Below are 16201 nucleotides of genomic sequence, written 5' to 3' on the forward strand. Positions count from 1 at the left end.
CGGCTGATGGCGCCGGAACTTGAGCGCCGGTGCCCGTCGGGGATGAGGCCGCGTTCAGGAGAAAAAGGTTGCCTTGCAGCGGCGATTCGGTCAACTATGGACGCGCGGCAAACAGCAACATAACGGAGCGGACATGTCAGCAGAATATAAAGGCAAGAAGGTCGCCGTCGCCATGAGCGGCGGCGTGGATTCATCTACGGTCGCGGCGCTTCTGAAAGAGCAGGGGGCGGAGGTGATCGGCATCAACATGAAGCTGTTCAAGCGGGAAGGCGAGGACCCGCAGGCCAAGGGGGACGCCCAGATCGTGGCCGAGTATCTCGGCATAGAGTTTCACCAGGTGCACCTGGAGGAGGAATTCGGTCGCCTCATCATGGAGGACTTCCGCGCCCAGTACCTCGCCGGGGAGACCCCGAACCCGTGCGTGCGTTGCAACAAGTACGTGAAGTTCGGGCTGCTGTTGGACAAGGCGCTCGAAGTCGGCGCCGACTACCTCGCCACCGGGCACTACGTGAGGACCGGCAGGGACGAAAGCGGCACCTGGCACCTCTTGAAGGCGGCCTACCTCGCCAAGGACCAGTCCTATTTCCTCTACACCCTGACCCAGCGGCAACTGGCCCGGGTCATCTTCCCGCTGGGCGAGATGCCGAGCAAGGACGAGGTAAGAAGGCTCGCCGCCGGCTTCGGCATCCCGGTGGCCCAGAAAAGCGACAGCCAGGAGATCTGCTTTGTCCCCGGTGACGATTACGTTGCCTTCCTGGAAAAGGGGGGCGGGCTGGACGGGAGAAGCGGCGAGATCGTGCACGTGGACGGCACCGTGCTCGGGCGTCACAACGGCACCCATCGGTACACCATCGGGCAGAGAAGGGGACTGGGTATCGCCTGGAAGGAGCCGCTGTACGTCGTCGCCATCGATGCGGCCGAAGCCAGGGTCGTGGTCGGCGAGGTCGGGGGACTGTTCGCTCCCGGTTTGCTGGCGTGTGATCTGAACTGGGTGGTGCCGGTCGCGGGTGACACCGTGGAAACGACGTGCAAGATCCGCTACCGGCAGCAGCCCATGGAGTGCCGGGTCAAGATACTGGGGGAAGGACTGGGCGAGGTGTTTTTTGCCGAGCCGCAGAAGTCGGTGACCCCGGGGCAGTCGGTGGTCTTCTACCAGGGAGACGAGCTGGTAGGCGGCGGCCGCATCGTCAAAGCCCTCACTGCCGGCGCATAAGCTTTCCCCCTCCCTAACCCTCCCCCTCCGGGGGAGGGGATGCGTCGTCACCGGGGCCAGGTGCTTCCTATTGGGCCGCGACATAAATATACGAAGGGCGCAGAGATCAATTCCCTGCGCCCTTCTTTGTTTCTTTCGCGGCCGCTTCCGTTCGGAGAGCTTATGCCAGTTGGCTGTTGCAGTAAGTGCAGACGTTGAGCCATTTCTGGATCGCCGTCGCCTGTTCTTCCCACTGATTGCCAAGCCTCAGCTTCAGGAAGGTGGCGAACACCGAGTCGAAGAGCTGGGTCCCTTTCTCAAGCAGCAGCATCCTTTCAAAGAACACCGCCTCCCGCTCCATCGCCTCGTCGACCGTGCTGTCCTTCTCCAACTGGACCGCCGGGGACTTGAAGGAGGCGAAATGGAACAGCTCCCCCTTAAGGGTCAGCTTGTAGTGGTCGTCCCCCGCCTCCATGTGCAGGGTCGCCTCGGTGATCTGCTTCTTGTTCAGGAGTGCGCTCCGCACCTCGTTGAAGTGGTCCTGCGGCCCCGCCACGGTGATCTTCTGTGCGCCGTTCTCACCGGAGCCGAGCAGCACCACGCGGTCGTCCAGGTACGCCACGAACGGCTCGTTGGCGAGCAGCACGCCCGGCTGGTTCACGGCGTACTCGGAGGATTCGTTCATGGTCTGGTACATGAGCCAGAGCATGAAGTCGGTCCCCAGCCACTGGTTTTCCTTGATCAGCTCCAGGTAATTGTCGCCGCCGGCCTTGTTGGCCTGCGCCAGCAGCACCTTGTTGCCGTCGTCGAGGACGCTTTCCGCGCGGGCATAGGGATGGAACGCGGAGACCCTGAGCCCCTCGAAGGTCTTCTTGAACATGTCCTCGAAGAGTTCGATGACTTTGGGCGAGAGCGAGCTGAAGGTGAGGATGCCGGTCTTGGTGTCCCAGACCGCGTCGTAGGTTGCCGGGGTGGGCAGCGTCTGGGAGAGGAGCATCGCGTGCACCGCCTCCTTGAGGTCCTCCCTTTTCTGCTTGGGGACCTTGGCGAAGCCCGGGTTTTCGGCGAGGAACTCCTCCTTCGCCTTCTCGAGGTGGGCCTTCAGTACCGCGGAAGGGACGGCGCGCTTGTCGCGGCGCAACGTGAACATGAAATAGTGCTCGCGGCAGCAGGCCGCGGGGGAGTCGAAGTCGGCGATCCTGGGATCGTCCAGGTGCACCCAGCCGACCGAGAGTTCCTCGGTTCCCTGGTCGATCGGGTTGAATTTATTGCCTGCGAGTTGTTTGGTGACCCAGGCGTACAGCTCTTCCTGCGGCGGAAGATCCCCCTGGACCTTGAAGTGGCAGACGCTTACTGTGTTGGCGAGGATGCCCATCGATGTTTCTCCTTCAGTGTGCTTTTCTTGTCCCGCGCGAGCGGGACAGCATGGATACACCTTTTGCCCGTGGGGGGCAAGTTAAAAAGGCTAAAACCTGAAAACCATAAGCCACGGAGAAAATCTGAGGAAATCTGAGAACACCTTTGAAAGCTTTGAAGGTAACCCCTCAAGTCTTTTGATTCTGTTTCTCTCGGAAGTTCTCAGATTTTCTCCGTGGCCAACGGTTTTGTCTTTGTCTCTGTTTTTACTTCATCTTCTCAAGGACTTTACCCTTCTCCCTGGCGTACTCCTCTTGGCTCAGCGCGCCTCGTTCGAACTTGTTCTTCAGCGCCTTCAGCTCATCCTCGCCGGCCGGGGCGGCGGCCTTGGTCTCTCCCTTTTTACCCCGCTCCTTGAGCCGGCTCGCCTCGCTCTTGATGTCCACCAGGTCCATCTTCAACTCGGCATTGCCGTACCAGTGGGTGTAGGCCGGGTTCTGATGGTAGGCGCCTTTCACGGTCCGGGCATAATCGTACTTCTTCATCTTGAAGAAGAGCCGCTCGATGTGCGAGGTGTCCTCGTAGAGCATCTGGCTGTCGGTCACGAGACGCTGCCCGCTCAACGGGTGCGGCGGGCGGTTTTCCGGCATCGGGTCGAGGAGCCCCCGGTCGTTCAGGTCCCAGATGACATGCTCGGCTTCCTTGAGAATGGCGAGGCTCTGGCTGCGCACCTGGTCCCCGCGCTCCAACTCCCTTTTCGCGAAGGAGGGGGCGTGGCAGGCGCTGCAGATGTTGATCATGTCGGCGCGGGCCGGCTGCGCCTTGGCGGCAGGGTAGGGGACGCCGCCGGAGTTCATGGTGATGCCGATGGAGACGTTGTGGGTTCCCTTGGGCATGTGGCAGGTCTGGCAGTCGGGCCCGGTCTTGCTGCCGGTGGTCGCATTGAGCGTTCCATGCATCGAAGTCTGCCACATCTCCCACTGCGGATGGTCCGGCCCCATGTGGCACTTGGCGCACGAGTTCGGGTCACGCACGATCTTCAGGTCGGTCATGTGTTTCGAATGGCAGGAGTCGCAGGCGTCCTCGACGCTGTGACAGTAGTTGCAGCCGATCTCCCCCATCTCGGGGGATTGCTTCAGGAACCGTGCGCACTGCACGTCCGAGCGCGGCACCTCGTCTCCCTCTTCGTGGCAGAAGCGGCATTCCCCCTGCTTGCGGTTGGGAAGGTTCCTGGTGCAGCCCCAGCCGGAGTGCAGCCCCATGCCGTGGCGGCTGGCGCGGTGCTCCTGGTATGCCTTCTGGTGGCACGGGGCGCACACCTTCATTCCCACCTTGGCCTCGCCCTTGACGATCTTGTCATGGTCGGTGCCGTGACACTTCTCGCAGCCGACTCCGGCCTTGGCGTGAGCGCTCCCCTGCCATTGCGCCACCGCCGCGGGAGTCTTCTCCGCGTGACAGGGGAGACAGGGTGCCGCGGCACCGGCGGCGAGAGGCGCAGACAACAGCAGCGCCGCCGCGAGCAAAGACTTCATCATTGCATAGGCTCCTTCCGCTCCAGCTGCTTGTGGTATTCCTGGTCGGTGATCAGCTTCTGGCTGCGCAGCCGGCGCAGTTTGAGGAGGCGCTCCAGGTCTGCGGGGAGCGCCGGGACCGGGCCGTCATCGAGCCCCGAGACCAGGTAGAGTTGCCCCTGGTAACTTACCGCGATGGCAGAACCGTCAGGGAGGAAGACCCCTCGGGTGCCGGCGGGGAAGGTGGCGATTTCCTTCCCTTTGCGGTACAGGTGACCGTCCAGGAGCAGGTAGCTCCCGGCAGGGGACAGTGCGGGGCTGACGGCGGCGCTGGGGAAACTCTCCAGTTCCTTGCCGTCGGGGAGCGAAACCCTGCGCGCGGCGTTCTCCGCGTCTCCGATCAGTAGCGACTCGCCATCCGGCGCGTAAACTACCTTTCCTTCACCCAGCTGTACCTGCCCCACCTCGGCACCGCCGCCGGTCTCGATGTTGCGGATTAAAACCTTCAGGTAGGGGGTGAAAAGGGGCGGATCCTTCAGCGTGGTATAGGCGATTTCGTCGCGGTACGGGGAGACGGCGATGAAAAGCTGGTTGTACAGCAATTGGTCCGGGAGGCCCGCCACATGCGGACGCAGCGTGACGTCGTTCAAGGTGGTGGCGACGGGCACGCCGCTTCCGTCCCACTGGAACAGACGCGAGGTCATCTGGGAGCCGAAACTGAATTTCCTTACATTGAGCACCCCGGCCAGCACCTCTTTTTCGGAGCGCCAGGCGACGGAGGTGATCCTCCCCCCGATCTTGGTTTCCCCGAGCGTCCTGCCGCTGCCGTCCAGGATGCGCAGCCAGGTGCCGTCCTCGGCCGGTAGGGCGACGGCCAGCCTGTCGCCGCCGGGGGAGAAGCTGAGCGCGCTGACGGCGCCGTCGAGGACCTTCACGCTCTTACCCTGCAGGTCGGTCAGCGCGACGCTCCCCTTGACCACCGTGGCGAAGGTGCCGTTACGGGTGGCATCGAAAGGGGTTCCCGCATCGGAGCGGGCAATGGGTTTTACCTGGAGGCCCGTGGGTAGCTGCACCGGCAGCGTGGCGGCACAACCGGTAAGGGAGCCGAGGATAAGGACGGTAAAGAGAGTCAGCACCAATTTCTTCATGTCACCTCCATTGAGCGGGCGCCAGTGTACTCAATTTGCAATGCTAAAACAACACGCAACACCGCTTTTGCCATCCTGTGCCGTATGCCCCTTCCCCCCTCCAGGGGGAGGGGCTGGTGAGCTCCCTAACCGCGAGGGGTGAGTTCCCGCCCTGAGGCTGGCTGGCCACCGGCTGGTGCGGTTCTCCATTGCAGGGAAATAGCTGGTGAGTCCCCTCCCCCGGAGGGGGAGGGTTGGGGAGGGGGAATGACTTTGCGACAGAAGTCGGCGGCAGGATGGCGTGTTTTGTATTGAGCCGATGTGGTAGAATCGCTGCATTGTTTTTGTCAAAGGAGGGACGATATGCACGTGGCATTGCTGCAGATGAGGCTCCTACTGCCCAGTCGCACGCTCAAAGAGAAGAGGGCCATCGTCAAGAGCGTGCTGGCGCGGGCGCGCAACAGGTTCAATGTCGCCTGTTCCGAGAGCGCCCTCAACGATCAACCCGCCGACGCCGAACTCTGCTTCGTCACCGTTGCCAACAGTGCCACCCGCGCCAGGCAGCTTTTACAGGAACTGGAATACTGGCTGGTGTCGGAGCGGCCCGACGTGCAGATCATCGACCTGCAGGTCGAAGACCTGTAGCCGCATTGTCGCTTCCCACCCATTTGAAAATGTGTTAGCTTCCGCTTCTATGAATCCGCTAATCGGGGTGACCCTGCATGGCACAAGATGACCTGAACAAATTGACCATCGACAAACAACGCTACACCCCCGCCGGTGGCGCACCCAGGAAACGGCGCACCCGGATCATAGCGGCGCTGGTGCTCCTGGCCCTGGTGCTGGGCATCTGGACCCTGGCGACCAGACGCAGCATCGAAGTGGAAGTTGCCACCGTCTCCCTGGTCTATCCCTCGCAGACCATCTCGTCGCTCAACGCAAGCGGGTACGTGGTGGCCCAGCGAAAGGCTGCGGTTTCCTCCAAGGCGACCGGCCGGCTGGAATGGCTCGGCGTGGAAGAGGGGAGCGTGGTGCGCGAGGGGCAGTTGCTGGCCCGCCTGGAGAACCGCGACGTGGCCGCCCAGAAAGGGCAGGCGGCGGCCACGCTTTCGGCGGCGCGCGACACCCTGGAGCAGGCCAAGGTGGAGCGTACCGATGCCGCCCGCGCCCTGTCCCGGGCCAAGGAGCTGATCGGCCAGGGGATCATCGCCCAGGCCGACTACGACACCGCCGAAGCACGCTACCAGCGCGCGGCCGCCGCGGTGGCGGCAGCCCAGGCCAACATCGGCGGCGCGCAAAGCGCCCTCCGGGGAGCCGAAGCCTCCCTCGATTACACCCTGATCCGCGCCCCCTTCGACGGCGTTGTCCTCACCAAGAACGCGGACGTGGGGGACATCGTCTCGCCGCTGGCCGCCGCCGCCAACGCCAAGGCCGCCGTGGTCACCATGGCCGACATGGGATCGCTGCAGGTGGAGGCGGACGTGTCGGAGGCCAACCTGGGCAAGGTGAAGGTGGGGCAGCCGTGCGAGATCGTTCTCGACTCGCTTCCCGACGTCCGCTTCCGCGGCTCGCTCTACACCATCGTCCCCACCGCCGACCGGAGCAAGGGGAGCGTCATGGTCAAGGTCCGCTTCCTGGACAAGGACCGGCGCATACTCCCGGAGATGAGCGCCAAGGTCGCCTTCCTGGAGCGCGAGCTCAGGCAAGGTGAGGCGACTCCCCGCGTGGGCCTCCCTCCGACGGCGGTGGTGCACCGCGACGGCAAGGACTACGTCTTCAAGGTGGTCAAAGATCGGGCCCAACTGACTCCGGTGGTGCTGGCTGGAAAGCTCGGCGACCTGGTGCAGGTAAACTCCGGCATCAACGCCGGCGAGCGCATCGTCACCAAGCCCCTGGACCAGGTACGCGACGGCAGCCGCGTGAAGACGGCGGAAAAGTAGCCATGTCCGAAGCAAGCGAGCCGATCGTCCGGATCAGGAACCTCTCCAAGGCCTACCGCCGGGGCACCCAGGTGATCCCGGTCCTCACCGACATCAATTTCGACATCGCCCGCGGCGAATTCGTCGCCCTGATGGGGCCTTCCGGCTCCGGCAAGAGCACGCTCTTGAACCTCATCGCCGGGATCGACAGCGCCGACCAAGGCTCGGTCCTGGTGGGAGACGTCGAGATCACCCGTCTGGGTGAAAGCGACCTGGCCCGCTGGCGCGCCGGCAGCGTCGGCTTCATCTTCCAGTTCTACAACCTGATTCCCGTGTTGACGGCCTACGAGAACGTGGAACTCCCGCTTCTTTTGACCCACCTGAGCCGGCGCGAGCGGCGCGAGCACGTAGAGGCGGTCCTAAACGTGGTGGGGCTTGCCGACCGGATGGATCACTACCCTTCTCAGCTCTCCGGCGGGCAGCAGCAGCGGGTCGCCATCGCCCGTGCCATCGTTACCGACCCCGAGATCCTGGTGGCGGATGAGCCCACCGGTGACCTGGACCGCGCCTCCGCCGAGGAGATCCTGCAGCTCATGGACCGCCTGGTGCATGACTTCGGCAAGACCGTGATCATGGTGACCCACGACCCGCGTGCCGCCGAGAAGGCCCACCTGATCCGGCACCTGGAGAAGGGTGAGCTGAGCGTGACCTAGATGGGCATTCCCTATTCCTACAGTTTCCGCAACCTCTGGACCAGGCGGCTCACCACCGTCCTCACCGCAAGCGGCATGGGGCTGGTGGTATTCGTCTTTGCCGCCACCCTGATGCTGACCGAGGGGCTGGAAAAGACCCTGGTTGAGACCGGCTCGTCCGACAACGTGGTGCTGCTAAGGAAGTCGGCCAATTCCGAGGTGCAAAGCGGCGTTGAGCGCTACCAGGCTTCTCTACTGGAGAGCCAGCCCGAGGTCGCCATCGGCGCCGACGGCATGCCGCTTTTGGCCAAGGAGTTGGTGGTCCTGATCAACCTGAAGAAGCGGGTGGGGGACAAACCCGCCAACGTCATCATCCGCGGCATCGACGCCGCCTCGCTCAAGTTGCGACCGGCGGTGCGGCTCAAGGAGGGGCGCATGCCGCGTCCCGGTTCCGCCGAGGTCGTCGCCGGGGAAAGCGTGGCCAAGCGCTTCAAGGGATGCGGGCTGGGCGAGACCCTGCGCTTCGGCATGCGCGACTGGCGCGTGGTCGGCGTCTTCGATGCCGGGGCCACCGGTTTCTCCTCCGAAATCTGGGGCGACCGCGATCAGATGATGCAGGCCTTCAGAAGGCCCGTCTACTCCTCCATGATCTTCCGGATGCGGGACCCCAGCGCCTTCGACGCCTACAAGGCGCGCGTGGAGGCCGATCCGAGGCTCACGGTCGAGGCCAAGCGGGAGACCCAGTACTACCTGGACCAGTCCGAGGCGATGGCCACGTTTTTGCGCATCCTGGGGCTGGTGCTCACCATCATCTTCTCCGTCGGTGCCGTGATCGGGGCGACCATCACCATGTACGCCGCCGTGGCCAACCGGGTCACCGAGATCGGCACACTGCGTGCGCTTGGTTTCCAGAGAAAGAGCATCCTGGCATCCTTCATCATCGAGGCGCTGTTACTGGGGTTGTGCGGCGGGGTCCTGGGCGTCTTTGCCGCCTCGTTCATGCAGCTGATCACCATTTCCACCATGAACTGGGCCTCGTTTTCCGAGTTGGCCTTTTCCTTCACGCTCAACTTCAGCATCGTGTGGAAGTCGCTGCTCTTTTCCGCCGTAATGGGTTTTGTCGGCGGCGCGCTCCCCGCCCTGCGTGCCTCGCGCATGAATATAGTGGAGGCCCTGCGGGCCACATGAGGTTTTGATGTTTTTCCTGAAATACATCCTCAGGAATCTTTTCCGGCACAAGCTCCGTTCCGTCCTCACCATCGTGGGGGTGGCGGTGGCGGTGCTCGCCTTCGGCCTTTTGCGCACGCTGGTCGGGCTTTGGTACGCCGGCGCCGAGCACGCCTCGGACACGCGCCTGGTCACCCGCAATTCCATCTCCCTGGTCTTCCCGCTTCCCATCTCCTACCTGGACCGCATCCGCGGCGTGCAAGGCGTGACTACGGTCTCCTACGGCAACTGGTTCGGCGCCTACTACAAGGAACAGAAGAACTTCTTCGCCAACTACGCCATCGAGCCGCGCGGCTACCTGGAGCTCTACCCGGAACTCATGCTCTCTCCCAAGGAGAAGAACGATTTCTTCCTGGACCGCAAGGGGTGCATCGTGGGGGAACGCCTGGCCAAGACCTACGGCTGGAAGGTGGGCGACCTGATCACCCTGAAGGGGACCATCTTTCCGGGACAGTGGGAATTCGTGCTGCGCGGCATCTACCACGGCAAGGAGAAGGCGACCGAGGAGCGCATCCTCCTTTTCCACTGGAGCTACCTCAACGAAACCTTGCGCCAGACCGTCCCCCGCCGGGCCGACCAGGTGGGATATTTCGTGGTGGGGGTGAAAAAGCCGGAGCTTGCCCCCGAGGTGTCCATGGCCATCGACTCGCTGTTCAAGAATTCCCTCGCGGAGACCCTGACCGAGACGGAGAAGGCTTTCCACATGAGCTTCGTTTCCATGACCGAAGCCATCATGGTCGCCATCCAGATCGTCTCCTACATGGTGATCGCCATCATCATGGTGGTGGCGGCCAACACCATGGCCATGACCGCGCGCGAGCGCATCGGCGAGTACGCCACCCTGAAGACACTGGGTTTCAAGGGGGGGCACCTGGGCTGGCTCATCTTCGGAGAGTCGGTGCTGATCTCCGTGTCCGGAGGAGTGGTCGGCGTCGCGGCCACCTTCCCGGCGGCACACTGGATCGAAGTCGAACTGGCCCAGTACTTTCCCTACTTCAGCGTTTCCAGCGAGACCATCCTGCTGGAGTTGCTGGCAGCCTTGTCGGTAGGTGTCGTCTCCGGCATCTTCCCCACCTGGCGCGGCGCCACCATCCGCATCGCCGACGGGTTGAAGCGGATCGGGTAAAACTCCAAAAGCTTCAACGCAAAGGCGCAAAGCCGCAAAGGCGCGAAGAGAAAGCAATATCTTGTGTTTTAAAGCAAAAAACAGTATAAGAACCCGCCTGTAGTCCGCTTTCCAGCCGTACCCTTGGAGTTTCCCCCCGGCGCCTTTGCCTCTGATGTGCCATGCGCTTAGTTTTTTCTCTGCGCCTTAGCGGCTTTGCGCCTTTGCGTTAAAGCTTTTAGCCTTTGTGTTTTTGATTTCAGGAGGTCCCCGTTGAGATTTCTGCGTCTGCCCAAGGACCGCATCGTCTGGCTGCTGCTCCTGGTCTCGTTGATCCTGTACCTTGCCGATTATTTCTTGTTCCCCCGCGCCGAGGAGATCGGCTTCGGCTTCATGTCCAACGTCGCCTTCCTCCCGGTCTACGTACTCTTCGTGACGCTGATGATCGAGCGCGTGCTCAAAGAGCGCGAGCGCGAGGCGATGATCAAGAAGCTCAACATGGTCATCGGCATCTTTTTCAGCGAGGTCGGCTCTCCGCTGCTTCGGGACCTGCACGACTTCTACCCCGACGGCGAGGAACTCTCCAAGAAGCTCCGGGTCACGGTGCGCTGGCGCGAGGAGGATTACCGCGCGGCCAGGGAGTTCCTGAAGGACCATGAAATCCGTCCCGACTCCCGCTCCGGCGACCTGGTCGCCCTCAGGACCTTCCTCTCCGAAAGAAAAGGGGTGATGCTGTCGCTCATGGAGAACCCGAACCTGCTGGAGCACGACTCCTTCACCGATCTCCTCTGGGCGGTGTTCCACCTGATCGAGGAACTCCAGGCGCGCCGCGCCCTCACTGGGCTCCCGGCCAGCGATATGGACCACCTGAGCGGCGATATCAAGCGGGCGCATACCTACCTCCTCATGGAGTGGCTCTCCTACATGGCACACCTGCAGAAGGACTACCCCTACCTGTTCTCCCTCGCGGTCCGCATGAACCCGATGAACCCGGAGGCGCACGCCGAGGTGACCTGAGAAATAGAAAAAAAGTTGCATATTTGCGGCGGGTGCCTTATAAGTATCAGCTCCGCAAAAAGCCACTATCCCTCCTGAAAGGTGACCGAAAGCTTTGAAAGAAAAGCAGACTCTGGCAAAACTCCGTCAGGACATAGATGCGGTGGACGATCGCATCCTGGAACTTCTCAACGAGCGGGCCAAGCTCGTAATGCAGGTCGGCGCGGTGAAGACCGAGAACCGCAGCGACTTCCACGTGCCCAGCCGCGAAAGGGAGATCTACGAGCGACTCGCCGCGGCGAACCCCGGCCCCTTCCCGGCCGAGGCGGTGCGCGGCGTATTCCGCGAAATCATCTCCGCGTCGCTGGCGCTGGAAAAGCCCCTGAAGGTCGCCTTCCTGGGCCCCAACGCCACCTTCAGCCACCTGGCCGCCATGCAGCACTTCGGCCTCTCGGCCTCGCTGTCGCCGGAGCGCTCCATCCCCGCCGTGTTCGAGGCGGTGGAGAAGGGCGAGGCGTACTACGGCGTGGTGCCGGTGGAGAACACGACGGAAGGGATGATCTCGCACACGCTCGACATGTTCATGGAGAGCGAGCTGAAGATCAACGCCGAGGTCCTTTTGGAGGTGTCCCACTTCCTGCTTTCCAGGACCGGGCGCTTCGAAGATATCAAGAAGGTCTACTCGCACCCGCAGCCGCTGGCCCAGTGCCGCAAGTGGCTCGCCGAGAACCTTCCCAACGTGCCCCTGGTCGACGTTGCCTCCACGACGCTCGCCGCCCAGATCGTGGCGGAGGACTACACCGCAGCGGCGATCGCCAGCGAGTACGCCTCTTCCATCTACAACCTGAAGATCGTCAAGGCCCGCATCGAGGACCAGGTGAACAACTTCACCAGGTTCCTGGTCATCGGCCGGAAGATGGCCGAGGCCAGCGGCGACGACAAGACCTCGCTCATGTTCTCGGTCCGCGACGAACCGGGCATCCTGCACCGGATGCTGGAGCCGTTCGCCAAGCGCGGCATCAACCTCTCCAAGATCGAGTCCCGCCCGCTCAAGAAGAAGGCCTGGGAATACATCTTCTATCTCGACCTCTCTGGACACATCTCCGATCCTGCCGTCAACGAGGCGGTGCAGGATCTCGGCACCTGCTGCCAGTTCGTTAAGGTGCTGGGCTCGTACCCCCGGGCACGCCAGTGAGGGGGGACTAGCATGGTCCAGTTCAAGAAGATGGTCGTGATCGGCGTCGGGCTGATCGGCGGTTCCCTCGCCCGCGTGCTGCGCGAGAAAGGGTCCGTGAACGAGGTGGTCGGCGTCGGCCGCGGCGAAGCCAACCTCAAGCGCGGCGTGGAACTGGGCGTTCTGGACAGCTACAGCACCGATGCCCGGGAGGCGGTGGCCGGAGCCGATCTCGTTTTCGTGGCGACGCCGGTCTGCACCATACCGAAGGTGGTCGCCGAGATTGCGCCCTACCTGGCTCCCGGCTGCATCGTCACCGACGGCGGTTCCGTCAAGGAGAGCGTGGTGACGGCGTGCGAGCCGCTCATGCCGGCCGGCACCTACTTCGTCGGCGGGCATCCCATCGCCGGAACGGAACATTCGGGCGTCGAGGCTTCCTTTTCCACTCTCTACGTGGGAAGGCGCTGCATCGTGACCCCCACCGCCAACACCAATCAGGTGGCGCTCGAGAAGGTGGTCGAGCTCTGGAAGGTGGCCGGCTCCACCGTACCGCTCATGGACCCCGTGCAGCACGACCGCGTGGTGGCAGCCATCTCGCACCTGCCGCACATGGTGGCCTACTCGCTGGTGAACGCGGTGGACGGCTACGACCGCTTCGGCGGCGATCTGCTCTCCTTTTCCGCGGGAGGGTTCAGGGACTTCACACGCATTGCCTCGTCCGACCCGGTCATGTGGCGCGACATCGCGCTTACCAACCGTGAGGCGATCCTGGAGATGATGGACTTTTTCTCCGTGTACCTGGAGAAGCTGCGCGCCCTGGTGGACGAGGGTGATGCCGACGGCCTGCAGGCCTTCTTCCTGAACTCCAAGCAGAAGCGGGACGCCATTCTCTAGCAGCAGCGGCAGGCGGCGAATCCGGTCCGACTAGCCCGACCAGTCTGACAGGTCTGACAGGTCGGACAGAAAAAATTGAAAGCGGCAGCGAGGTGCTTCATGCAAAGCTACACCGTTCAACCCGCCAAGAGTGTGCGCGGCGAGATCCGCGTCCCGGGCGACAAGTCGATATCGCACCGCTCCATCATGTTCGGCTCTATCGCCAACGGCGTGACCAAGGTCTCGGGCTTCCTGCGCGGCGAGGACGCGCTGGCTACCCTGGAGGCCTTCCGCTCCATGGGGGTGCAGATCGACGACGACGGCGAGACGGTGACCATCGTGGGCAAGGGGCTGCACGGGCTCGAGGAGCCGATCGACGTCCTCGACTGCGGCAACTCCGGCACCTCGATGAGGCTTCTGACCGGGCTTCTGTCGGGCCAGAGCTTCTTCTCGGTCCTCTCCGGCGACAAGTACCTGCGCGCCCGCCCCATGAAGCGCGTGGTGGGACCGCTCTCCAAGATGGGCGCCCACATCGGCGGCCGCGCCGGCGGGGAAAAGGCGCCGCTCGCCATCCAGGGCTCCAAGCTCAAGGGGATCGAGTACGACTCCCCGGTCTCGAGTGCCCAGGTGAAGTCGGCCATCATGCTGGCCGGGCTTTACGCCGAAGGTGAGACGGTCGTGCGCGAACCGCATCTCTCCCGCGACCACTCGGAGCGTATGCTGCGCGCCTTCGGAGCCAACGTGGAAACCTTCCCCGGCGGGGTCAAGGTTCGCGGCGGCGCCGAGCTGACCGGACGCGATATCGTCGTCCCCGGCGACATCTCCTCGGCCGCCTTCTTCATGGTCGCGGGATCGATCGTTCCGGGAGCGGAACTGGTCATCAAGGGAGTCGGCATCAACCCGACCCGCACCGGCATCATCGACATCCTGAAGGGGATGGGGGCGGACCTCGAACTTCTGAACGTGCGCGACGAGACCGGCGAGCCGGTGGCCGACATCCGGGTGCGCTACGCGCAGCTGAAGGCCATGGCGATCTCCGGCGAAGTGGTGCCGCGCGCCATCGACGAGTTCCCTGCCATCTGCGTCGCGGCGGCTCTCGCCGAAGGGACCACCGTGGTGAGCGGCGCTGAGGAGCTGCGGGTCAAGGAAACCGACCGCATCACCGCCATGGCGGACAATTTAAGACGAGCCGGGGTCACCGTGGTGGAGACGCCGGACGGCATGGAAATCACCGGTGTATCCGCCCTCAAGGCGTGCGCCGCCGACAGCTTCGGCGATCACAGGATCGCCATGTCCATGATGGTGGCAGGGCTGGTCGCACAGGGAGAAACCACCATCTCCGACGTCGACTGCATCGCCACCTCGTTCCCCGGCTTCCGTGAACTTCTCGAGGGGGTAGTACAGCGTTGAGTGCAGTAAGAGAAAACGGCGTAATCGTCGCCATAGACGGGCCCTCCGGGGCGGGCAAGAGCAGCCTCACCAAGCTGTTGGCCCAGCGCCTCGGTTACATTCACATCGACACCGGCGCCATGTTCCGCGCCGTCGCCCTCATGTCCAAGCGCGCCGGCATCGCCACCGATGACGACGCCCGGCTTGCCGAACTCTGCCGCGGCCTGGACGTGACCTTCGTGCGTGACGGTGCAAGCTGCCGGGTTCTTGCCAACGGCGAGGACGTCTCCACCGAGATCCGCACCGAGGAAATCGGCCTGTTAACCTCCGCCATCTCCGCCCGTAAACCGGTGCGCGAGGCGCTTCTGACCATGCAGCGCGCCATGGGGGCCAAGGGGGGAGTCATCCTGGAGGGACGTGACATCGGCACCGTGGTCTTCCCTGACGCCGAGGTGAAGTTCTTCCTCTCCGCGAGCGCCGAGGAGCGCGGCCGCCGCCGCTACCTGGAACTGGCCGCCCGCGGCGATTCGGCGACGCTCGAGGAGACCATCGCCAAGGTAATCCAGCGCGACAAGCAGGATGAGGGGCGCGAGCACGCGCCGCTCAAGCAGGCGGACGACGCGCTCCCCATCGACTCCACCAGCCTCTCCATCGAGGAGGTGCTGTCCGTCATGGAGAACGCGGTACGTGAGCGCCTGGCACAGGGCGACAAGGGGTAACCATGGAAGTGATACTGGCCAAACACGCGGGCTTCTGCTTCGGGGTGAAAAGGGCCACCCATCTCGCCTTCGACGCCGCCGGCAAGGGCGGCGACACCTACACCCTGGGGCCGATCATCCATTCGCCGCAGGTGGTGCAGCGCCTCGAGGAGATGGGGGTGAAGTCGGTCGAGGACGTGTCCGAGATCAAAAACGGCAGTACCGTCATCATCCGCTCCCACGGCGTCGCCGCCGAGGAACTGGAAGCCGCGGTGCGCGCCGATCTGGCCATCGTCGACGCCACCTGCCCCTTCGTCAAGAAAGCCCAGGAACACGTGGCCATGCTCTCCAAGGAAGGGTACGACGTGGTCGTGGTCGGGGATGCGGTCCATCCTGAGGTGCAGGGGATCGTTTCCTACGCCACCGGCCGGGTTTACGTGGTCAGCTCCGGCAAGGACGTCGAGAGGCTGCCGCGTATGGCCAAGATGGGGGTGGTGGCGCAGACCACGCAGTCCTTCGAACACCTGAACGAGGTGGTGGCGGCTTGCCTCGCCCGCGGCGGCGAGACCCGGGTCTACAACACTATCTGCGACGCCACCGCGGTGCGCCAGGAAGAGACCAAGAAGCTGGCTGGCGAGGTGGACTGCATGATCGTCATCGGCGGATTCAACAGCGCCAACACCAAACGATTGGCCCAGATCTGCCGCGAACTTTTGCCGCGCACGCACCACATCGAGACCGCCGGCCAGATCGACCCGGCCTGGTTCGAAGGGGTGCAGCGGGTTGGGGTGACGGCGGGGGCCTCGACGCCGAAGTGGTTGATCGACGAAGTGACGGAAAGAATTTCGGCCATCGACAAGGATAAAATAGGTTGATATTTTTGTCCGATGTGCTAAATTAGCTCGATTTTATATGGAGATTACACGAGGGGGTAACAGTTTC

15 protein-coding genes are annotated in these 16201 nt (G+C 63.3%); 12 read left to right on the plus strand and 3 right to left on the minus strand.

Going from position 1 to position 16201, the window contains the following annotated elements; genetic code table 11:
* Positions 1-133 precede the first annotated feature (133 nt).
* Entirely contained in the window at positions 134-1213 is a 1080-nt protein-coding gene (mnmA, locus tag JFN91_RS09600; RefSeq protein WP_199388994.1) for a tRNA 2-thiouridine(34) synthase MnmA, read from the plus strand.
* 160 nt (positions 1214-1373) lie between these two features.
* Here mnmA and rdgC read toward each other — a convergent pair whose 3' ends face one another.
* The 3 genes from rdgC to JFN91_RS09615 form a co-directional block, all read right to left on the minus strand.
* Positions 1374-2567, minus strand: a complete 1194-nt coding sequence (gene rdgC, locus JFN91_RS09605; RefSeq protein WP_199388995.1) for a recombination-associated protein RdgC — start codon at positions 2565-2567, stop codon at positions 1374-1376.
* Between the two features lie 247 nt (positions 2568-2814).
* A complete protein-coding gene (locus tag JFN91_RS09610; RefSeq protein ID WP_236015072.1) occupies positions 2815-4083 on the minus strand; it encodes a multiheme c-type cytochrome in 1269 nt (422 codons plus the stop codon).
* The gene (locus JFN91_RS09615; RefSeq protein WP_199388996.1) at positions 4080-5207 is read right to left on the minus strand and encodes a WD40 repeat domain-containing protein; all 1128 of its coding nucleotides are present in this window, start codon (positions 5205-5207) and stop codon (positions 4080-4082) included. The genes JFN91_RS09610 and JFN91_RS09615 overlap by 4 nt, the downstream gene beginning before the upstream one ends.
* Positions 5208-5549: 342 nt before the next feature.
* Between JFN91_RS09615 and JFN91_RS09620 the strand changes: the two genes are divergently transcribed.
* From JFN91_RS09620 to ispH, 11 genes are all read left to right on the plus strand, one after another.
* Positions 5550-5831 (plus strand): DUF503 domain-containing protein, encoded by a 282-nt coding sequence (locus JFN91_RS09620; RefSeq protein WP_183347669.1) that lies wholly within the window; start codon positions 5550-5552, stop codon positions 5829-5831.
* Between the two features lie 77 nt (positions 5832-5908).
* Positions 5909-7126 carry an efflux RND transporter periplasmic adaptor subunit gene (locus JFN91_RS09625; protein WP_199388997.1) on the plus strand — a complete coding sequence of 406 codons (1218 nt, stop codon included), beginning with the start codon at positions 5909-5911 and terminating at the stop codon, positions 7124-7126.
* Positions 7127-7128: 2 nt separating this feature from the next.
* Positions 7129-7818 (plus strand): ABC transporter ATP-binding protein, encoded by a 690-nt coding sequence (locus JFN91_RS09630; protein ID WP_199388998.1) that lies wholly within the window; start codon positions 7129-7131, stop codon positions 7816-7818.
* Complete coding sequence (locus JFN91_RS09635) at positions 7819-8985, plus strand: ABC transporter permease (RefSeq protein WP_199388999.1); 1167 nt, start codon at positions 7819-7821, stop codon at positions 8983-8985.
* Positions 8986-8992: 7 nt separating this feature from the next.
* Positions 8993-10150: an ABC transporter permease gene (locus tag JFN91_RS09640; protein ID WP_199389000.1), complete on the plus strand. Its 1158-nt coding sequence runs from the start codon at positions 8993-8995 to the stop codon at positions 10148-10150.
* A gap of 252 nt (positions 10151-10402) precedes the next feature.
* The gene (locus tag JFN91_RS09645; RefSeq protein WP_199389001.1) at positions 10403-11146 is read left to right on the plus strand and encodes a hypothetical protein; all 744 of its coding nucleotides are present in this window, start codon (positions 10403-10405) and stop codon (positions 11144-11146) included.
* Between the two features lie 94 nt (positions 11147-11240).
* A complete protein-coding gene (pheA, locus tag JFN91_RS09650; protein WP_199389002.1) occupies positions 11241-12320 on the plus strand; it encodes a prephenate dehydratase in 1080 nt (359 codons plus the stop codon).
* A gap of 12 nt (positions 12321-12332) precedes the next feature.
* Positions 12333-13193, plus strand: a complete 861-nt coding sequence (locus JFN91_RS09655; RefSeq protein WP_199389003.1) for a prephenate dehydrogenase — start codon at positions 12333-12335, stop codon at positions 13191-13193.
* A gap of 99 nt (positions 13194-13292) precedes the next feature.
* The gene (gene aroA / locus JFN91_RS09660; RefSeq protein WP_199389004.1) at positions 13293-14582 is read left to right on the plus strand and encodes a 3-phosphoshikimate 1-carboxyvinyltransferase; all 1290 of its coding nucleotides are present in this window, start codon (positions 13293-13295) and stop codon (positions 14580-14582) included.
* Entirely contained in the window at positions 14579-15280 is a 702-nt protein-coding gene (gene cmk, locus JFN91_RS09665) for a (d)CMP kinase (protein ID WP_199389005.1), read from the plus strand. The genes aroA and cmk overlap by 4 nt, the downstream gene beginning before the upstream one ends.
* Before the next feature lie 2 nt (positions 15281-15282).
* On the plus strand, positions 15283-16134 hold the full coding sequence (ispH, locus tag JFN91_RS09670) for a 4-hydroxy-3-methylbut-2-enyl diphosphate reductase (RefSeq protein ID WP_199389006.1): 852 nt from the start codon (positions 15283-15285) through the stop codon (positions 16132-16134).
* Positions 16135-16201 lie beyond the last annotated feature (67 nt).

This window comes from Geomonas anaerohicana (assembly GCF_016458305.1).
GTDB classification, from domain to species: domain Bacteria; phylum Desulfobacterota; class Desulfuromonadia; order Geobacterales; family Geobacteraceae; genus Geomonas; species Geomonas anaerohicana.

What these genes read in the sequence shown, in the direction of transcription:
- JFN91_RS09635 (WP_199388999.1), top strand. Translation starts at nt 7,819, where the DNA reads ATGGGCATTCCCTATTCCTACAGTTTCCGCAACCTCTGGACCAGGCGG.
- JFN91_RS09655 (WP_199389003.1), top strand. Translation starts at nt 12,333, where the DNA reads ATGGTCCAGTTCAAGAAGATGGTCGTGATCGGCGTCGGGCTGATCGGC.
- JFN91_RS09610 (WP_236015072.1), bottom strand. Translation starts at nt 4,083, where the DNA reads ATGATGAAGTCTTTGCTCGCGGCGGCGCTGCTGTTGTCTGCGCCTCTC.
- rdgC (WP_199388995.1), bottom strand. Translation starts at nt 2,567, where the DNA reads ATGGGCATCCTCGCCAACACAGTAAGCGTCTGCCACTTCAAGGTCCAG.
- JFN91_RS09640 (WP_199389000.1), top strand. Translation starts at nt 8,993, where the DNA reads ATGTTTTTCCTGAAATACATCCTCAGGAATCTTTTCCGGCACAAGCTC.
- JFN91_RS09620 (WP_183347669.1), top strand. Translation starts at nt 5,550, where the DNA reads ATGCACGTGGCATTGCTGCAGATGAGGCTCCTACTGCCCAGTCGCACG.
- JFN91_RS09615 (WP_199388996.1), bottom strand. Translation starts at nt 5,207, where the DNA reads ATGAAGAAATTGGTGCTGACTCTCTTTACCGTCCTTATCCTCGGCTCC.
- mnmA (WP_199388994.1), top strand. Translation starts at nt 134, where the DNA reads ATGTCAGCAGAATATAAAGGCAAGAAGGTCGCCGTCGCCATGAGCGGC.
- aroA (WP_199389004.1), top strand. Translation starts at nt 13,293, where the DNA reads ATGCAAAGCTACACCGTTCAACCCGCCAAGAGTGTGCGCGGCGAGATC.
- JFN91_RS09630 (WP_199388998.1), top strand. Translation starts at nt 7,129, where the DNA reads ATGTCCGAAGCAAGCGAGCCGATCGTCCGGATCAGGAACCTCTCCAAG.
- ispH (WP_199389006.1), top strand. Translation starts at nt 15,283, where the DNA reads ATGGAAGTGATACTGGCCAAACACGCGGGCTTCTGCTTCGGGGTGAAA.
- JFN91_RS09625 (WP_199388997.1), top strand. Translation starts at nt 5,909, where the DNA reads ATGGCACAAGATGACCTGAACAAATTGACCATCGACAAACAACGCTAC.